The following is an 18,431-nucleotide window of genomic DNA, read 5'->3' on the forward strand; positions in this document are numbered from 1 at the left end:
GACGGCGTTGAGCGTGGCCAGATTCTGTGCAAGCCGGGTTCGGTCAAGCCGCACAAGAAGTTCATGGCTGAAGCCTACATCCTGACGAAGGAAGAGGGTGGCCGTCATACGCCGTTCTTCACCAACTACCGTCCGCAGTTCTACTTCCGCACGACCGACGTGACCGGCATCGTAACGCTGCCGGAAGGCACGGAGATGGTCATGCCGGGCGACAACGTCACGGTATCGGTCGAGCTGATCGTTCCGATCGCGATGGAAGAAAAGCTGCGCTTCGCTATCCGCGAAGGCGGCCGCACCGTCGGCGCCGGTATCGTCGCGTCGATCGTCGAGTAACTTTCGAGTTATCCGCAATTATGAAGACCCCGCTGGAAACAGCGGGGTTTTTCATTTTCATGGCTTCCTGTAGGTTTAACAGGTGTTGTAAAAATATCGTTAAGTTGGCCTGTCACAGTATTTTGTTCATCTCACGTTCAGAAACCGGTTTGTGATTGGACCATTGTAGTCCAGACTCCTCCTTGCAAAGAGGAGAGCCCGGATGATTCCAAAGGCCACATTCGCTGCGACGATATTCGCGATGTATGTTTTCACGATGTTTTTCATCGCTGCAATTCCGCAAGAAGTTGTTCAGTCTGCCGTCGTGCAGATTGGCGAGGTAAGTGTCGTCAAGTGATGACCTTTGCCGAGCATCGCAGGGTTCTGCGGTGATCGGAAATGATCGGCCAGGTGCTCCCGGATAGGGCTTCTGGCGACGCGGGGGTGAACCCTTGCAGGACGCTCGCTTGCTCTTCGCGCGGAAGCGTCTATCTATGCCTCCGATTTCATGACGCGGAGGATATTCCATGAAGAGACGTATTCTATTCACCGGCGGTTCGGGCAAGGCAGGTCGCCATGCGGTGCCGTGGCTCGTCAATGCCGGTTACGAGGTTCACAACCTCGATCTCGTGCCGCTGGATAGCCCCGGCGTCACCAATCTCATCGCCGACATCACCGATAGCGGTCAGGTCTTCAACGCGCTCTCGATGCATCGCGATTTTCCCGATCTCGACGCGGGCAGGGGCGTGCAGCCCTTCGACGCCGTCGTGCATTTCGCCGCCATCCCGCGCATCTTGATCAAGCCCGATAACGAAACCTTCCGCATCAACACGATGGGCACCTATAATGTCATCGAGGCGGCGGTGAAGCTCGGCATCCGGAAGATCATCGTCGCATCGAGCGAGACGACTTACGGCGTCTGCTTCGCCGAAGGCCATCGCGATTTCCACCAGTTCCCGCTGGAGGAGGATTACGACGTCAATCCAATGGATTCCTACGGCCTTTCCAAAGTGGTCAACGAAAAGACGGCGCGCGCCTTTGCCGAACGTTCGGGCTTCGACATCTATGCGCTGCGCATCGGCAACGTCATCGAGCCTGACGAGTACGAGAAGTTTCCGACCTATTTCGCCAATCCCGAGATGCGCAAGCGCATCGCCTGGAGCTATATCGACGCCCGCGACCTCGGGCAGATCTGCCATCTCTGCATCGAGAAGGACGGTCTCGGCTACCAGGTCTTCAACGCTGCCAACGACACCGTCTCTGCCAATACGCCATCGAAGGAGCTTGCGAAACGATTCTTCCCGAACGTGCCCTTCACCCGCGAGATCGGCGAATATGAGGGCCTGCTCTCCAACCGCAAGATCCGCGAGGTGCTGGGTTTTAAGGAAGAGCACGATTGGCGGAAATATGTGAAGGTCTGAACGGACCGTCGTTCCGCGATTGAAAGGCCGATCGCTCGCATATCAGGAGAATGGCTTTGAAAATCGAAAATCGTGCTTGCCAATCCCGTGTCGTCGTCTTAAAGGGAGCGCCATGCTTTTCAGCAGCGATTTGCGGGCCTTGGCTCAGGCGCTGAATGATCGGTATGAAGGGGTATAGCTCAGTTGGTAGAGCGGCGGTCTCCAAAACCGCAGGTCGTAGGTTCGAGCCCTACTGCCCCTGCCATTTTCCTGGATGCGGGACAGCGCGGACATGCTCGCTGCATTTCCGGTCGGGGATTGATTGGTGGTAAGTAATTTCGTTAAACTTCGGTTTCCCCCTTGTGTATTCGGAAATCGGTGTTTATTTAGGGTTCAACAGACACGCGGTGCGTGGGGCTGATAGTTTCAGCTTTACGCGCCGTAATTGCGTGGGCAGTCGATGGCATCCAAATCCAATCCGTTTGCGTTTCTGCAGCAGGTTCGCTCCGAGACGTCCAAAGTTACATGGCCGTCGCGCCGCGAGACCATGATCTCGACGGTCATGGTGCTGGTGATGGTGGTTTTCGCCGCGCTGTTTTTCTTTGCCGCTGACCAGCTGATCGGCTGGGCTCTGAGCTTCGTGCTGAATACCGGCAACTGATACGGGTGGAAATGAAAATGGCGGCACGTTGGTACATCGTCCACGCATATTCAAATTTTGAAAAGAAGGTGGCTGAAGACATCGAGAACAAGGCTCGCCAGAAGGGGCTTGAGCATCTGTTCGAGAAGATCCTCGTGCCGACTGAAAAGGTGGTGGAAGTGCGTCGCGGCCGCAAGGTCGATTCCGAGCGCAAGTTTTTCCCGGGCTATGTCATGGTTCGTGCCAATCTGACGGACGAAGCCTACCACCTGATCAAGAATACGCCGAAGGTCACAGGTTTCCTCGGCTCCGACAATAAGCCCGTTCCGATTCCGGATTATGAAGCCGAGCGCATTCTCGGTCAGGTTCAGGAAGGTGTCGAGCGGCCGAAGGCCTCCATTACCTTCGAGATCGGCGAGCAGGTCCGCGTTTCCGACGGTCCGTTCGCGTCGTTCAACGGCACGGTTCAGGATGTGGACGAAGAACGTTCGCGCCTGAAGGTGGAAGTGTCGATCTTCGGCCGCGCAACGCCGGTCGAGCTGGAATACGCTCAGGTCGAGAAGGTCTGATTGCAGAAACTGGAAGCTGGCCCTTGCGGCCTGTTTCCTGCGGACCTTGTCCGCACCCGCGTGGAAGGTGAGGGGTCTTAGCCGGACCCTAAGGATCCGCACCACGCAACCGCAGCCGCCGGAGAGATTCGGCATCACGGGCCGGGCGACCGGCCGTTCATGAAAGGCAGAGAGATATGGCTAAGAAAGTTGCAGGCCAGCTCAAGCTTCAGGTCAAGGCAGGATCGGCAAACCCGTCCCCGCCGATTGGTCCGGCGCTTGGTCAGCGTGGCATTAACATCATGGAATTCTGCAAGGCGTTCAATGCCGCCACGCAGGAAATGGAAAAGGGCATGCCGATTCCGGTCGTCATTACCTATTACCAGGACAAGTCCTTCACCTTCGCGATGAAGCAGCCGCCGGTCAGCTACTGGCTGAAGAAGGAAGCGAAGATCACGTCCGGTTCCAAGACGCCCGGCAAGGGCGCCAAGGCCGGCTCCCTCACCAAGGCTCAGATCAAGTCGATCGCAGAAGCCAAGATGAAGGATCTGAACGCAGCGGATATCGAAGGTGCAATGGCGATGATCGAGGGCTCTGCCCGCGCCATGGGCCTGGAAGTGGTGGGTTAAGATCATGGCTGGTAAGCGCACGCAGAAGATCAACGAAGGTGTTGATCCCACCAAGCTCTACGCTCTGACCCTGGCCATCGGCATGGTCAAGGAACGGGCTGTCGCCAAGTTCGACGAAACCATCGAAGTCTCGATGAACCTCGGCGTTGACCCGCGCCATGCGGACCAGATGGTTCGCGGCGTCGTCAACCTGCCGAACGGCACCGGCCGTACGGTTCGCGTTGCCGTCTTCGCTCGTGGCGCCAAGGCTGACGAAGCCAAGGCTGCCGGTGCCGATATCGTCGGCGCCGAAGAGCTCGTCGAAATCGTCCAGGGCGGCAAGATCGAATTCGATCGCTGCATCGCCACCCCCGACATGATGCCGCTCGTCGGCCGTCTCGGTAAGGTTCTAGGCCCCCGCGGCATGATGCCGAACCCGAAGGTGGGCACCGTCACCATGGACGTCGCCGGAGCTGTCAAGGCTTCCAAGGGCGGCGCTGTCGAGTTCCGCGTCGAGAAGGCCGGCATCGTCCATGCCGGTATCGGCAAGGCTTCGTTCGACGCCAAGGCTCTGGAAGAAAACATCCGTGCCTTTGCTGACGCCGTCATCAAGGCGAAGCCGGCTGGCGCCAAGGGCAACTACGTCAAGCGCGTGGCGATTTCCTCGACCATGGGCCCGGGCGTCAAGATCGAGCCCGGCTCGGTCACCGGTGCTCCGGCTGCGTAAGTTTATGACCGGGCTTTAAGTCCGGCGACTGAATTTCCGGCCTCGCAAGGGGCCGGAATATTCCGGAGAAATCCGGAATCCTGTCCGAGATTGCAGGTGGTTTTCCCTTAATCACTGTGCCTGCATGAGACGGGTAAGACCCGAATTGCAAGAAGTTCGCTTCTAGGAACTCGGTTCGAGCCTTGGATGCCTTGTGCCTCTTTAGCCTTGATTGGCGCGAGAGCGCGGGGGGACAGGATCCTCAAGCGTCGCTTGGGATCTCGCATGATCCCAGGAGGCAAAAGGCAACCGGCGGGCCCATTTTCGGTCCCGCCAACTGGAGATAGGCAGTGGAAAGAGCGGAAAAACGCGAATTCGTCACGGAACTGAACGAAGTCTTCAAGGCTTCGGGCTCAGTTGTCGTGGCCCACTATGCTGGTGCCACAGTCGCGCAGATGAACGATTTTCGTTCGAAGATGCGCGCAGCTGGCGGTACCGTCAAAGTCGCGAAGAACCGCCTGGCCAAGATTGCCCTTCAGGGTACGGAAGCGGAAGGGATGTCCAATCTCTTCAAGGGTCAGACGCTGATTGCATACAGCACCGATCCGATCACCGCTCCGAAGGTCGTCATGGATTTCGCCAAGACCAATGACAAGATCATTGTTCTGGGCGGCGCCATGGGAACAACCACGCTCAACGCCGATGCAGTCAAGTCGCTTGCGACCCTGCCTTCGCTCGATGAGCTGCGTGCGAAGCTGCTGGGCATGATCCAGACACCGGCTACCCGCATCGCTGGGGTTGTTGCAGCACCGGCAAGCCAGCTTGCCCGCGTGTTTGCGGCCTATGCCAAGAAGGACGAAGCCGCGTAAGGCGGTTTTTCGCTGTTTATAATCAACCGGTTCGAACCGAACAAAAGGAACTAGTAAAATGGCTGATCTCGCAAAGATCGTTGACGACCTCTCCTCGCTGACCGTTCTGGAAGCTGCAGAACTGTCGAAGCTTCTTGAAGAAAAGTGGGGCGTTTCCGCTGCTGCTCCGGTAGCTGTTGCTGCCGCTGCCGGCGGTGCTGCTGCTGCTGTCGTTGAAGAAGAAAAGACCGAATTCGACGTCATCCTCGTCGAAGCTGGTGCCAACAAGATCAACGTCATCAAGGAAGTCCGCGCCATCACCGGTCTCGGCCTCAAGGAAGCCAAGGATCTCGTTGAAGCCGCTCCGAAGGCTGTCAAGGAAGGCGTCAACAAGGCTGAAGCCGCTGACATCAAGAAGAAGCTTGAAGACGCTGGCGCCAAGGCCGACGTCAAGTAATCTTGAACTGCTTTTGGGAGGCAGTATCTCTACTGCCTCCCATTTGCCGTTTTTCTGAACGAATTACCCAAAAGCCGCGTCGAACCGGCTTTTGGGTAATGGGTTCTTCAAAAGGATGGTCTCGCACCGAGGGCAGCACAGCAATCCGAGCTGAGCGTTTTCTGGGGTCGGACGAGATTGAACTACTCATTGATTGACGGGATCGACTGGCCATCGGTTCCCGTCCGTTGCAGGCCCGGGTGCAAGATTTTGAAGGAGCGACGATGGCTCAGACCCTTTCGTTCAACGGTCGTAGGCGCGTACGCAAGTTTTTTGGTAAGATCCCCGAAGTCGCAGAAATGCCGAACCTCATCGAGGTTCAGAAGGCGTCCTACGACCAGTTTCTGATGGTTGAAGAGCCGAAGGGCGGCCGACCCGACGAGGGTCTTCAGGCCGTTTTCAAGTCGGTTTTCCCGATCACCGATTTCTCCGGCGCATCCATGCTGGAATTCGTGTCCTACGAGTTCGAACCGCCGAAGTTCGACGTTGACGAATGCCGTCAGCGCGACCTGACCTATGCAGCGCCGCTGAAGGTGACGCTGCGCCTCATCGTGTTCGATATCGACGAGGATACTGGCGCGAAGTCGATCAAGGACATCAAGGAACAGTCCGTTTACATGGGCGACATGCCGCTCATGACCAACAACGGTACGTTCATCGTCAACGGCACCGAGCGCGTCATCGTCTCCCAGATGCACCGTTCGCCGGGCGTCTTCTTCGACCATGACAAGGGCAAGAGCCATTCGTCCGGCAAGCTGCTCTTTGCAGCGCGCGTCATCCCCTATCGCGGTTCCTGGCTCGATATCGAATTCGACGCCAAGGACATCGTCTATGCTCGTATCGACCGCCGCCGCAAGATCCCTGTCACGTCGCTGCTGATGGCGCTCGGCATGGACGGCGAAGAAATTCTCGACACCTTCTACACGAAGTCGCTCTACAAGCGCGACGGCGAAGGCTGGCGCATTCCCTTCAAGCCGGAAACGCTGAAGGGTGCCAAGGCGATCACCGAGATGGTCGACGCCGATACCGGCGAAGTTGTCGTCGAAGCCGGCAAGAAGCTGACCCCGCGCCTGCTGCGCACGCTGTCCGACAAAGGTCTGAAGGCCCTGAAGGCCGCCGACGACGATCTGTATGGCAACTACCTTGCCGGCGATATCGTCAACTACTCGACGGGTGAAATCTACCTCGAGGCCGGCGACGAAATCGACGAGAAGACGCTTGGTATCATCCTGGCGAACGGCTTCGACGAGATCCCGGTTCTCGGCATCGATCACATCAATGTCGGCGCCTATATCCGCAACACGCTGACAGCCGACAAGAACGAGAACCGTCAGGACGCTCTGTTCGACATCTACCGCGTCATGCGTCCGGGTGAGCCGCCGACCATGGAATCGGCCGAAGCCATGTTCAACTCGCTGTTCTTCGATGCGGAGCGTTACGACCTCTCCGCCGTCGGCCGCGTCAAGATGAACATGCGCCTCGACCTGACCGTCGAAGACACCGTCCGCATCCTGCGCAAGGACGACATCCTGGCCGTGGTCAGGATGCTGGTCGAACTGCGCGATGGCAAGGGCGAGATCGACGACATCGACAACCTCGGCAACCGCCGCGTCCGTTCGGTCGGCGAGCTGATGGAAAACCAGTACCGTCTCGGCCTGCTGCGCATGGAGCGCGCGATCAAGGAACGCATGTCCTCGATCGAGATCGACACGGTCATGCCGCAGGACCTGATCAATGCCAAGCCGGCAGCTGCTGCCGTGCGCGAATTCTTCGGTTCCTCGCAGCTCTCGCAGTTCATGGACCAGGTCAACCCGCTCTCGGAAATCACCCACAAGCGCCGTCTTTCGGCTCTTGGCCCGGGCGGTCTGACCCGTGAGCGCGCCGGCTTCGAAGTCCGCGACGTGCATCCGACCCACTATGGCCGCATCTGCCCGATCGAAACGCCGGAAGGCCCGAACATCGGTCTGATCAACTCGCTTGCGACCTTTGCCCGCGTCAACAAGTACGGCTTCATCGAAAGCCCGTACCGCCGCATCGTCGACGGCAAGGTGACGAGCGACGTGCTCTACCTCTCCGCCATGGAAGAGGCGAAGTACTACGTCGCCCAGGCCAACGCCGAGATGAACGCTGACGGTTCCTTCGTCGACGAATTCGTTGTCTGCCGTCATGCCGGCGAAGTCATGCTCGCCCCGCGCGATAGCATGAACCTGATGGACGTCTCGCCGAAGCAGGTCGTTTCGGTCGCAGCCGCGCTTATCCCGTTCCTGGAAAACGACGACGCCAACCGCGCGCTCATGGGCTCGAACATGCAGCGTCAGGCAGTGCCGCTGCTGCGTGCCGAAGCTCCGTTCGTCGGTACCGGCATGGAGCCGGTCGTCGCCCGTGACTCTGGCGCTGCCATCGGCGCCCGCCGCGGCGGCGTGGTCGACCAGGTCGACGCGACGCGTATCGTTATCCGCGCCACGGAAGACCTCGAAGCCGGCAAGTCCGGCGTCGATATCTACCGCCTGCAGAAGTTCCAGCGTTCGAACCAGAACACCTGCGTCAACCAGCGCCCGCTGGTCACCGTCGGTGACGAGGTCAACCGCGGCGACATCCTCGCCGACGGCCCGTCGACCGATCTCGGCGACCTGGCGCTCGGCCGCAACGCGCTCGTCGCGTTCATGCCCTGGAACGGCTACAACTACGAAGACTCGATCCTGCTCTCCGAGCGTATCGTTGCCGACGACGTGTTCACCTCCATCCACATCGAAGAATTCGAAGTGATGGCGCGCGACACCAAGCTTGGTCCTGAGGAAATCACCCGCGATATTCCGAACGTTTCGGAAGAAGCGCTGAAGAACCTCGACGAAGCCGGTATCGTCTATATCGGCGCCGAAGTTCAGCCGGGCGATATCCTCGTCGGCAAGATCACCCCGAAGGGCGAAAGCCCGATGACGCCGGAAGAAAAGCTTCTGCGCGCCATCTTCGGCGAAAAAGCCTCCGACGTGCGCGACACATCCATGCGCATGCCGCCCGGCACCTACGGCACGATCGTCGAAGTCCGCGTCTTCAACCGCCACGGCGTTGAAAAGGACGAGCGCGCGATGGCGATCGAGCGCGAGGAAATCGAGCGTCTGGCAAAGGACCGCGACGACGAGCAGGCGATCCTCGACCGTAACGTCTACGGCCGTCTGATCGAGATGCTGCGTGGCCAGGCCTCCATCGCCGGCCCGAAGGGCTTCAAGAAGGGAGCCGAGCTTTCGAACGCCGTCGTTTCCGAATATCCCCGCTCGCAGTGGTGGATGTTTGCGGTCGAAGACGAAAAGGTCCAGAGCGAACTCGAAGCGCTCCGCGGTCAGTACGACGAATCCAAGTCGCGCCTTGAACAGCGCTTCATGGACAAGGTCGAAAAGGTCCAGCGCGGCGATGAAATGCCTCCTGGCGTCATGAAGATGGTCAAGGTCTTCGTCGCCGTAAAGCGCAAGATCCAGCCGGGCGACAAGATGGCCGGCCGTCACGGGAACAAGGGCGTCGTTTCGCGCATTGTGCCGGTGGAGGACATGCCTTTCCTCGAAGACGGTACGCATGTCGACGTCGTTCTGAACCCGCTCGGCGTGCCTTCGCGCATGAACGTCGGCCAGATCCTGGAAACGCATCTGGGTTGGGCTTGCGCCGGCATGGGTCGCCAGATCGGCGAACTGATCGACGCATACAAGGCCAATGGCAACATTGAGCCGCTGCGCAAGACCATCGGCGATGTCGTCGGAGACGGCCCGAAGGCCGAGCAGGTTCATGAGTTCGACGACGACTCGGTTCTGCGTCTCGCCGACCAGTGGAAGCGCGGCGTTTCGATTGCGACGCCTGTTTTCGACGGCGCGAACGAAGCCGACGTCAACGACATGCTGCGTCTGGCAGGTCTCAAGGATAGCGGTCAGTCGACGCTCTATGATGGCCGTACCGGTGAGCAGTTCGACCGTCAGGTGACGGTGGGCTACATCTACATGCTGAAGCTCAACCACTTGGTCGACGACAAGATCCACGCTCGTTCGATCGGTCCTTACTCGCTCGTGACCCAGCAGCCGCTGGGCGGCAAGGCGCAGTTCGGCGGCCAGCGCTTCGGCGAAATGGAAGTCTGGGCGCTCGAAGCATACGGCGCGGCCTACACGCTACAGGAAATGCTGACGGTGAAGTCGGACGACGTCGCCGGCCGCACCAAGGTCTACGAAGCCATCGTCCGCGGAGACGACACGTTCGAAGCCGGTATTCCGGAAAGCTTCAACGTTCTCGTCAAGGAAATGCGCTCGCTGGGCCTCAGCGTCGAGCTCGAGAACACCAAGCTTGACGAGGCGCAGGCAGCTCAGCTGCCCGACGCGGCCGAGTAAGCACTTGATAGGGCGTGCGCTGCCAACGCGGCGCACGCCGGTCCCACCGGGCGCCGTATCCGTGTCGGCCCGGAAGGGAAGTTTCGCCGCATCCAGCGGTTATTCTCGTTTAAGCGAGGGAGGCGGCTCCCGGGAATTTGCCGCCGACCATCGCATTTTGAGGGCGCTTTAGCCCATGAAGGAGACAGGCATGAACCAAGAGGTCATGAATCTTTTCAATCCGCAGGTGCCTGCACAGAATTTCGATTCCATTCGGATTTCGATCGCGTCTCCGGAGAAGATCCTCTCCTGGTCTTACGGTGAGATCAAGAAGCCGGAAACCATCAACTACCGTACGTTCAAGCCGGAACGCGACGGTCTGTTCTGCGCGCGCATCTTCGGGCCGATCAAGGACTACGAATGCCTGTGCGGCAAGTACAAGCGCATGAAGTACAAGGGCATCATCTGCGAAAAGTGCGGCGTCGAAGTCACGCTGTCGCGCGTTCGCCGTGAGCGCATGGGCCATATCGAGCTCGCCGCTCCCGTTGCCCACATCTGGTTCCTGAAGTCGCTGCCATCACGCATTTCGACGCTGCTCGACATGACGCTGAAGGATGTCGAGCGTGTCCTCTACTTCGAAAACTACATCGTCACCGAGCCGGGCCTGACCGCCCTGAAGGAGCACCAGCTCCTCTCGGAAGAAGAGTACATGCTCGCTGTCGACGAATACGGCGAAGACCAGTTCACCGCGATGATCGGCGCCGAGGCGATCTACGAGATGCTGGCCTCGATGAACCTCGAAAAGATCGCTGGCGACCTGCGTGCCGAGCTTGCCGACACCACGTCGGATCTCAAGCAGAAGAAGCTGATGAAGCGCTTGAAGATCGTCGAGAACTTCATGGAGTCGGGCAACCGTCCGGAATGGATGATCATGAAGGTCGTTCCGGTCATCCCGCCGGATCTGCGTCCGCTGGTTCCGCTCGACGGCGGCCGTTTCGCGACGTCGGATCTGAACGATCTCTACCGCCGCGTCATCAACCGTAACAACCGTCTGAAGCGCCTGATCGAGCTTCGTGCGCCTGGCATCATCATCCGCAACGAAAAGCGCATGCTGCAGGAATCCGTTGACGCGCTGTTCGACAACGGCCGTCGCGGCCGTGTCATCACCGGCGCCAACAAGCGTCCGCTGAAGTCGCTCTCCGACATGCTGAAGGGCAAGCAGGGCCGCTTCCGCCAGAACCTGCTCGGCAAGCGCGTCGACTATTCCGGCCGTTCGGTCATCGTCACCGGTCCGGAACTGAAGCTGCACCAGTGCGGCCTGCCGAAGAAGATGGCGCTCGAGCTCTTCAAGCCGTTCATCTATGCCCGCCTCGACGCCAAGGGTTACTCCTCGACGGTCAAGCAGGCCAAGAAGCTGGTCGAGAAGGAAAAGCCGGAAGTCTGGGATATCCTCGACGAGGTTATCCGCGAGCATCCGGTTCTCTTGAACCGCGCACCGACGTTGCACCGCCTGGGCATCCAGGCCTTCGAACCTATCCTGGTCGAAGGCAAGGCGATCCAGCTGCATCCGCTCGTCTGCACGGCCTTCAACGCCGACTTCGATGGCGACCAGATGGCCGTTCACGTGCCGCTGTCGCTCGAAGCCCAGCTCGAAGCCCGCGTGCTGATGATGTCGACCAATAACATCTTGCATCCGGCCAACGGCGCGCCGATCATCGTTCCCTCGCAGGACATGGTTCTCGGCCTCTACTATCTGTCGATCCTCAACCAGAACGAGCCGGGCGAAGGCATGGCCTTCTCCGATCTCGGCGAGCTGCATCACGCCCTCGAAAGCAAGGTCGTGACGCTGCACACCAAGATCCGCGGCCGCTTCAAGTCGGTCGACGAGGATGGCAAGCCTTACTCGAAGATCTATGAGACGACGCCTGGCCGTCTGCTCATCGGCGAACTGCTGCCGAAGAACGGCAAGGTGCCCTTCGATATCTGCAACCAGGAAATGACCAAGAAGAACATCTCGAAGATGATCGACACGGTCTATCGCCATTGCGGCCAGAAGGACACGGTCATTTTCTGCGACCGCATCATGCAGCTCGGCTTCGCCCACGCCTGCCGCGCCGGCATTTCGTTCGGCAAGGACGACATGGTCATTCCGGATGCCAAGGCCAAGATCGTTGCCGACACCGAAAACCTGGTGAAGGAATACGAGCAGCAGTATAATGACGGCCTCATCACCCAGGGCGAGAAGTACAACAAAGTTGTCGACGCCTGGGGCAAGGCGACCGAAAAGGTCGCCGAAGAGATGATGGCCCGCATTAAGGCGGTCGAATTCGACGAGAAGACCGGTCGCCAGAAGCCGATGAACTCGATCTACATGATGAGCCACTCCGGTGCCCGCGGTTCTCCGAACCAGATGCGCCAGCTGGGCGGCATGCGTGGCCTCATGGCCAAGCCGTCGGGCGAAATCATCGAGACCCCGATCATCTCGAACTTCAAGGAAGGCCTGACCGTCAACGAGTACTTCAACTCGACGCACGGCGCCCGTAAGGGTCTGGCAGACACCGCCCTGAAGACCGCCAACTCCGGCTACCTGACCCGCCGTCTCGTCGACGTCGCGCAGGATTGCATCGTCACGCACGTCGATTGCGGAACGCAGACGGGCCTCACCATGACCGCCATCGTCGATGCCGGCCAGGTGGTTGCCTCGATCGGCGCCCGTATCCTCGGTCGCACGGCGCTCGACGACATCGACCATCCGGTCACGGGTGAGCGTATCGTCGATGCCGGCAGGATGATCCTTGAGCCCGACGTCGTCGAAATCGAGAAGGCCGGCATCCAGTCGATCCGCATCCGCTCGGCACTGACCTGCGAAATCCAGACGGGCGTCTGCTCGGTCTGCTACGGCCGCGACCTCGCGCGCGGTACGCCGGTCAATATGGGCGAAGCCGTCGGCGTCATCGCTGCTCAGTCGATCGGCGAGCCGGGCACCCAGCTCACCATGCGTACCTTCCACCTTGGCGGTACGGCAACCGTGGTCGACCAGTCGTTCCTCGAAGCTTCGTACGAAGGTACGGTGCAGATCAAGAACCGCAACATCCTGCGCAACTCCGATGGCAACCTCGTTGCCATGGGCCGCAACATGACCGTCCAGATCCTGGACGAACGTGGTGTCGAGCGGTCGTCGCAGCGTGTGGCCTACGGTTCGAAGCTGCATGTCGACGAAGGCGACAAGGTCAAGCGCGGCCAGCGCCTGGCAGAGTGGGACCCCTACACCCGTCCGATGATGACGGAAGTGGCCGGTACCGTTCAGTTTGAAGATCTGGTCGACGGTCTCTCCGTTCTGGAAGCGACCGACGAATCGACCGGCATCACCAAGCGTCAGGTTATCGACTGGCGTTCGACCCCGCGCGGCTCGGACCTCAAGCCGGCGATCGTCATCAAGGATGCCAGCGGCAATATCGCGAAGCTGTCTCGCGGTGGTGACGCCCGCTTCTTCCTCTCGGTCGATGCGATCCTGTCGGTCGAGCCGGGCACGAAGGTCTCCCAGGGTGACGTTCTCGCTCGTTCGCCGCTCGAAAGCGCCAAGACCAAGGATATCACCGGCGGTCTGCCGCGTGTTGCCGAGCTGTTCGAAGCCCGCCGTCCGAAGGACCACGCCATCATCGCAGAGATCGATGGTACGATCCGTCTCGGCCGCGACTACAAGAACAAGCGTCGCGTCATCATCGAGCCGGCGGAAGACGGTGTCGAGCCTGTCGAATACCTGATCCCGAAGGGCAAGCCCTTCCACCTTCAGGAAGGCGACTATATCGAAAAGGGTGACTACATCCTCGACGGTAACCCGGCTCCGCACGACATCCTGGCGATCAAGGGCGTGGAGGCTCTGGCCTCCTACCTCGTCAACGAGATCCAGGAAGTCTACCGCCTGCAGGGCGTCGTCATCAACGACAAGCACATCGAGGTGATTGTCCGTCAGATGCTGCAGAAGGTGGAAATCACCGATGCAGGCGACTCGACCTATATCGTCGGCGACAATGTCGACCGGATAGAGCTCGAAGACGTCAACGATCACCTGATCGAGCAGGGCAAGAAGCCAGCCTACGGCGATCCGGTTCTTCTCGGCATCACCAAGGCATCGCTGCAGACCCCGTCCTTCATCTCGGCCGCGTCCTTCCAGGAAACGACCAAGGTGCTGACGGAAGCTGCGATCGCCGGCAAGACCGACGGCCTGCAGGGTCTGAAAGAAAACGTCATCGTCGGCCGCCTTATCCCGGCCGGTACCGGCGGCACCATGACCCAGATCCGCCGCATCGCCACGTCGCGCGACGAGATGATCCTCGAAGAGCGCCGCAAGGGCACGGGTGCTGCCGTTGCCACGCCGATGCTGCAGGACATGGCCGAAAAGGCTCCGGCTGCGGAATAACCCGCAGCTGAAGTCTATGAAATTGAAAAACCGCCCGGAGCGATCCGGGCGGTTTTTGTTTTATCTGCTCTGATTATTTGGCGGGGAGGGGGCTGCTTCCGCTTATGCTGCCTTGGCAGCGTGACCAGCGGCTCCCTTCAGTTGAACCGAATGATCGCGACTTCGCCTTCGACGGCGCCCTGGTAGGCAGATGCGTGCGGCTCTTCGGCCGGGACCTCGGTCAGCATGCCGATCTGGTCGAGATCTGCCTCGATGAAGCCTTCCTCGGCAAGGGCGTTCAAGGCCTCGCGTACGGCAGTGTCGTCGTCAGGCGCCTTCAGCATGATGTGCAGGTCGATGCCTTCGCTGGCGTCGGACTCGTAGCCCTTGCCGATGATGATGAAGATCATCGGGCCGTCGAAATTATTGTCGTTATCAGGTGTCGTGATCATCGCCTGTCCTTCGGCTCTTTGACGATTCGTTCGCTCGAATCCTGCTGGGAGGGCCGAACGCCGCAATTGCTGATTCCTTAACTGCTTTTGCTGCAATGCCCAAGTTTTTATCTTGGGGCACAGCCGTGAATTCGTCTAGAAGGATGAAACAGGGCGTTCGGCCGGCATATCAAGGCGATACGGCGAGTTTATTTCTTAACCGGCCTTGACGAGACGGGTGGAAACCAGTAGTACCCCGGCCATCAGATCCCATGTGAGGCTTGGCTGTTCGGGGCGACTCGCCCTGAAGTTCACCTCAAACAAGGTTCTAAACGCACGTTGAAGTCATGATGCTGCACGCACGACGCATATTCTATGCGTCCTCTGCTCCTTGTGGTCCATCTGCGGAAGCGGATCGGGCCATATTTTGCGCATTGACGGAAAGCGCGCGTCACTGCCGGAGACGGCGCGAGTTCAAGCCCGCAAGGGTACTGAGATAAAACGTAAGGGATGGTTGAATGCCTACCGTAAACCAGCTGATCCGCAAGCCTCGCCAGGCGAACGTAAAGCGTAACAAGGTTCCCGCACTCCAGGAGAACCCGCAGAAGCGCGGCGTTTGCACGCGCGTCTACACGACGACGCCGAAGAAGCCGAACTCGGCTCTGCGTAAGGTCGCAAAGATCCGCCTGACCAACGGCTTCGAAGTCATTGGTTACATCCCCGGCGAAGGTCACAACCTTCAGGAACACTCCGTCGTCATGATCCGTGGCGGCCGCGTCAAGGACCTTCCGGGTGTCCGTTATCACATCATCCGCGGCGTTCTCGATACCCAGGGTGTCAAGAACCGCAAGCAGCGCCGCTCCAAGTACGGCGCGAAGCGTCCGAAGTAATTCGGTTTTTGAATAATCCGGCGCTGCGCGAGGTCCTCCGCGTCATGAAGCGCCTTAACGGTTGAAGAGACAAAATATGTCCAGACGTCATAAAGCAGAAAAGCGCGAGATCAATCCGGACCCGAAGTTCGGCGATCTCGTCGTCACCAAGTTCATGAATGCCATTATGCTCGACGGCAAGAAGTCCGTTGCTGAAAACATCGTCTACGGTGCGTTCGACGTTGTCCAGGGCAAGGCCAAGCAGGAGCCGCTCACGGTTTTCCATTCTGCGCTTGAGAACATTGCCCCGCACGTTGAAGTTCGCTCGCGTCGTGTCGGTGGTGCGACCTATCAGGTCCCCGTCGATGTTCGTCCGGAGCGCCGCCAGGCTCTTGCTATTCGCTGGCTGATCGCTGCTGCCCGCAAGCGCAATGAAACGACTATGGTTGACCGCCTTTCCGGCGAACTGCTCGATGCGTCCAACAACCGCGGCTCCGCCGTCAAGAAGCGCGAAGATACGCACAAGATGGCTGACGCCAACCGCGCGTTCTCGCACTATCGCTGGTAATTCCGAACGGTATCGAAAGGCAGTCCACAATGGCTCGCGAATATAAGATCGAAGACTACCGTAATTTCGGTATCATGGCGCATATCGACGCCGGCAAGACCACGACCACCGAGCGTATTCTTTATTACACCGGCAAGTCGCACAAGATCGGCGAAGTCCACGACGGCGCAGCCACCATGGACTGGATGGAGCAGGAGCAGGAGCGTGGCATCACGATCACCTCTGCTGCCACCACGACCTACTGGAAGGGCCGTGACGGCAAAACGCGCCGCTTCAACATCATCGACACTCCCGGCCACGTCGACTTCACCATTGAAGTCGAGCGTTCGCTGCGCGTTCTCGACGGGGCCATCGCGCTGCTCGACGCTAACGCCGGTGTTGAGCCGCAGACGGAAACCGTCTGGCGTCAGGCTGAAAAGTACAATGTCCCGCGGATGATCTTCTGCAACAAGATGGACAAGACCGGTGCGGACTTCTACCGCTCCGTCGAGATGATCAAGACCCGTCTCGGTGCAACGGCTGTCGTCATGCAGCTGCCGATCGGTGCAGAAACCGAATTCAAGGGCGTCATCGACTTGGTCGAGATGAACGCACTCATCTGGCGCGACGAGTCGCTCGGCGCCCAGTGGGATGTCGTCGAGATCCCCGAGGACATGAAGGCCAAGGCTGAAGAATATCGCGAAAAGCTGATCGAGACGGTCGTCGACATCGACGAAGCCGCCACCGAAGCTTACCTCGAAGGCATTCTGCCCGACAACGATCAGATCCGTGCGCTGGTTCGCCGCGGCACGATCGACGTCAAGTTCCATCCGATGTTCTGCGGCACCGCCTTCAAGAACAAGGGCGTGCAGCCGCTGCTCGACGCCGTCGTCGACTACCTGCCGTCGCCGATGGACATCCCGGCGATCAAGGGCATCGATTTCAAGACGGAAGCCGAAATCGAGCGTCATGCCGATGACAGCGAGCCGCTTTCCATGCTCGCCTTCAAGATCATGAACGACCCCTTCGTCGGTTCGCTGACCTTCGCCCGCATCTACTCCGGCAAGCTCGAGAAGGGCACGTCGGTCATCAACACGGTCAAGGACAAGCGCGAGCGCGTCGGCCGTATGCTGCAGATGCACTCCAACTCGCGTGAAGACATCGAAGAAGCCTTCGCAGGCGACATCGTTGCTCTCGCTGGCCTCAAGGAAACCACGACGGGCGACACGCTCTGCGATCCGCTGAAGCCGGTTATCCTCGAGCGCATGGAATTCCCGGAGCCGGTCATCCAGATCGCCATCGAGCCGAAGACCAAGGGCGACCAGGAAAAGATGGGCCTCGCGCTCAACCGCCTGGCTGCTGAAGATCCGTCCTTCCGCGTCAAGACCGACCAGGAATCAGGCCAGACCATCATCGCCGGCATGGGCGAACTGCATCTCGACATCATCGTCGACCGCATGCGTCGTGAATTCAAGGTCGAAGCAACTGTCGGCGCGCCGCAGGTTGCCTACCGCGAAACCATCACCCGGACGCATGAAGAAGACTACACGCACAAGAAGCAGTCCGGTGGTACCGGCCAGTTCGCGCGCGTCAAGATCGTCTTCGAACCGAACCCGGACGGCGACGAATTCAAGTTCGAATCGAAGATCGTCGGCGGTTCCGTTCCGAAGGAATATATCCCCGGCGTCCAGAAGGGCATCGAAAGCGTTCTGTCTTCGGGTCCGCTCGCAGGCTTCCCGATGCTCGGCGTCAAGGCGACCCTCATCGACGGCGCCTTCCACGACGTCGACTCCTCGGTTCTTGCCTTCGAAATCGCATCGCGTGCCTGCTTCCGTGAAGCAGCCAGGAAGGCCGGCGCTCAGCTGCTCGAGCCGATGATGAAGGTCGAAGTCGTCACCCCGGAAGATTACGTCGGCGACGTTATCGGCGACCTGAACTCCCGTCGCGGTCAGATCCAGGGCCAGGAAAGCCGTGGTATCGCCGTCGTCATCAACGCGAACGTCCCGCTCGCGAACATGTTCAAATACGTCGACAACCTGCGCTCCATGTCCCAGGGCCGCGCCCAGTACACGATGACCTTCGATCACTATTCGCCGGTCCCGTCGAACGTCGCAACTGAAATCCAGGCAAAGTATTCCGGTCAGAAGTGACCGGAATACCAATTGACCGATAACAAGAATTAGATCCCTTCGGGGACTAGCAAAACGGAGACCCGAAAATGGGAAAGAGTAAGTTTGAGCGCAACAAGCCGCACGTCAACATTGGCACGATTGGCCACGTTGAC

Annotated in this window: 14 protein-coding genes, 1 tRNA gene and 2 pseudogenes; 16 read left to right on the forward strand and 1 reads right to left on the reverse strand. The window is 59.4% G+C overall.

Annotated features, from left to right (window positions below; translation table 11 throughout):
* From tuf to rpoC, 12 genes and pseudogenes are all read left to right on the forward strand, one after another.
* A pseudogene (gene tuf, locus G9X67_RS32220) lies at nucleotides 1-333 on the forward strand (elongation factor Tu); the annotation flags it as partial.
* A 202-nt stretch (nucleotides 334-535) separates the two neighbouring features.
* Complete coding sequence (locus tag G9X67_RS35355; protein ID WP_003547509.1) at nucleotides 536-670, forward strand: hypothetical protein; 135 nt, start codon at nucleotides 536-538, stop codon at nucleotides 668-670.
* Between the two features lie 169 nt (nucleotides 671-839).
* A complete protein-coding gene (locus G9X67_RS32225; protein ID WP_017960033.1) occupies nucleotides 840-1,733 on the forward strand; it encodes an NAD(P)-dependent oxidoreductase in 894 nt (297 codons plus the stop codon).
* A gap of 168 nt (nucleotides 1,734-1,901) precedes the next feature.
* Nucleotides 1,902-1,977: transfer RNA gene (locus tag G9X67_RS32230), tRNA-Trp, on the forward strand.
* Between the two features lie 195 nt (nucleotides 1,978-2,172).
* Complete coding sequence (secE, locus tag G9X67_RS32235) at nucleotides 2,173-2,373, forward strand: preprotein translocase subunit SecE (protein ID WP_003547514.1); 201 nt, start codon at nucleotides 2,173-2,175, stop codon at nucleotides 2,371-2,373.
* Between the two features lie 17 nt (nucleotides 2,374-2,390).
* A complete protein-coding gene (gene nusG / locus G9X67_RS32240; RefSeq protein WP_003547516.1) occupies nucleotides 2,391-2,921 on the forward strand; it encodes a transcription termination/antitermination protein NusG in 531 nt (176 codons plus the stop codon).
* Nucleotides 2,922-3,097: 176 nt separating this feature from the next.
* On the forward strand, nucleotides 3,098-3,529 hold the full coding sequence (gene rplK / locus G9X67_RS32245; RefSeq protein ID WP_003547518.1) for a 50S ribosomal protein L11: 432 nt from the start codon (nucleotides 3,098-3,100) through the stop codon (nucleotides 3,527-3,529).
* Nucleotides 3,530-3,533: 4 nt separating this feature from the next.
* Nucleotides 3,534-4,235: a 50S ribosomal protein L1 gene (gene rplA / locus G9X67_RS32250; RefSeq protein WP_012757015.1), complete on the forward strand. Its 702-nt coding sequence runs from the start codon at nucleotides 3,534-3,536 to the stop codon at nucleotides 4,233-4,235.
* 329 nt (nucleotides 4,236-4,564) lie between these two features.
* Entirely contained in the window at nucleotides 4,565-5,083 is a 519-nt protein-coding gene (gene rplJ / locus G9X67_RS32255) for a 50S ribosomal protein L10 (protein WP_003547522.1), read from the forward strand.
* A 58-nt stretch (nucleotides 5,084-5,141) separates the two neighbouring features.
* Entirely contained in the window at nucleotides 5,142-5,519 is a 378-nt protein-coding gene (gene rplL, locus G9X67_RS32260) for a 50S ribosomal protein L7/L12 (protein WP_003547523.1), read from the forward strand.
* Nucleotides 5,520-5,782: 263 nt separating this feature from the next.
* The gene (gene rpoB, locus G9X67_RS32265) at nucleotides 5,783-9,922 is read left to right on the forward strand and encodes a DNA-directed RNA polymerase subunit beta (protein ID WP_012757017.1); all 4,140 of its coding nucleotides are present in this window, start codon (nucleotides 5,783-5,785) and stop codon (nucleotides 9,920-9,922) included.
* A 190-nt stretch (nucleotides 9,923-10,112) separates the two neighbouring features.
* Complete coding sequence (gene rpoC / locus G9X67_RS32270; protein ID WP_026158635.1) at nucleotides 10,113-14,321, forward strand: DNA-directed RNA polymerase subunit beta'; 4,209 nt, start codon at nucleotides 10,113-10,115, stop codon at nucleotides 14,319-14,321.
* Nucleotides 14,322-14,458: 137 nt separating this feature from the next.
* On the opposite strand, the gene G9X67_RS32275 is transcribed toward rpoC, so the two are convergent.
* Nucleotides 14,459-14,752, reverse strand: coding sequence for a hypothetical protein (locus tag G9X67_RS32275; protein WP_003547528.1), 294 nt, complete (start codon nucleotides 14,750-14,752; stop codon nucleotides 14,459-14,461).
* 497 nt (nucleotides 14,753-15,249) lie between these two features.
* Here G9X67_RS32275 and rpsL point away from each other — a divergent pair, with 497 nt between their 5' ends.
* The 4 genes and pseudogenes from rpsL to G9X67_RS34785 all read left to right on the forward strand — a co-directional run.
* Nucleotides 15,250-15,621: a 30S ribosomal protein S12 gene (gene rpsL / locus G9X67_RS32280; protein WP_003547537.1), complete on the forward strand. Its 372-nt coding sequence runs from the start codon at nucleotides 15,250-15,252 to the stop codon at nucleotides 15,619-15,621.
* A 76-nt stretch (nucleotides 15,622-15,697) separates the two neighbouring features.
* Nucleotides 15,698-16,168 carry a 30S ribosomal protein S7 gene (rpsG, locus tag G9X67_RS32285; protein ID WP_011651422.1) on the forward strand — a complete coding sequence of 157 codons (471 nt, stop codon included), beginning with the start codon at nucleotides 15,698-15,700 and terminating at the stop codon, nucleotides 16,166-16,168.
* Between the two features lie 29 nt (nucleotides 16,169-16,197).
* A complete protein-coding gene (gene fusA / locus G9X67_RS32290; RefSeq protein ID WP_017993648.1) occupies nucleotides 16,198-18,297 on the forward strand; it encodes an elongation factor G in 2,100 nt (699 codons plus the stop codon).
* Nucleotides 18,298-18,365: 68 nt separating this feature from the next.
* Nucleotides 18,366-18,431 (forward strand): annotated as a pseudogene (locus G9X67_RS34785) (elongation factor Tu); the annotation flags it as partial.

It is taken from the genome of Rhizobium sp. WYCCWR 11152 (assembly GCF_013087615.1).
Lineage (GTDB): Bacteria > Pseudomonadota > Alphaproteobacteria > Rhizobiales > Rhizobiaceae > Rhizobium > Rhizobium indicum.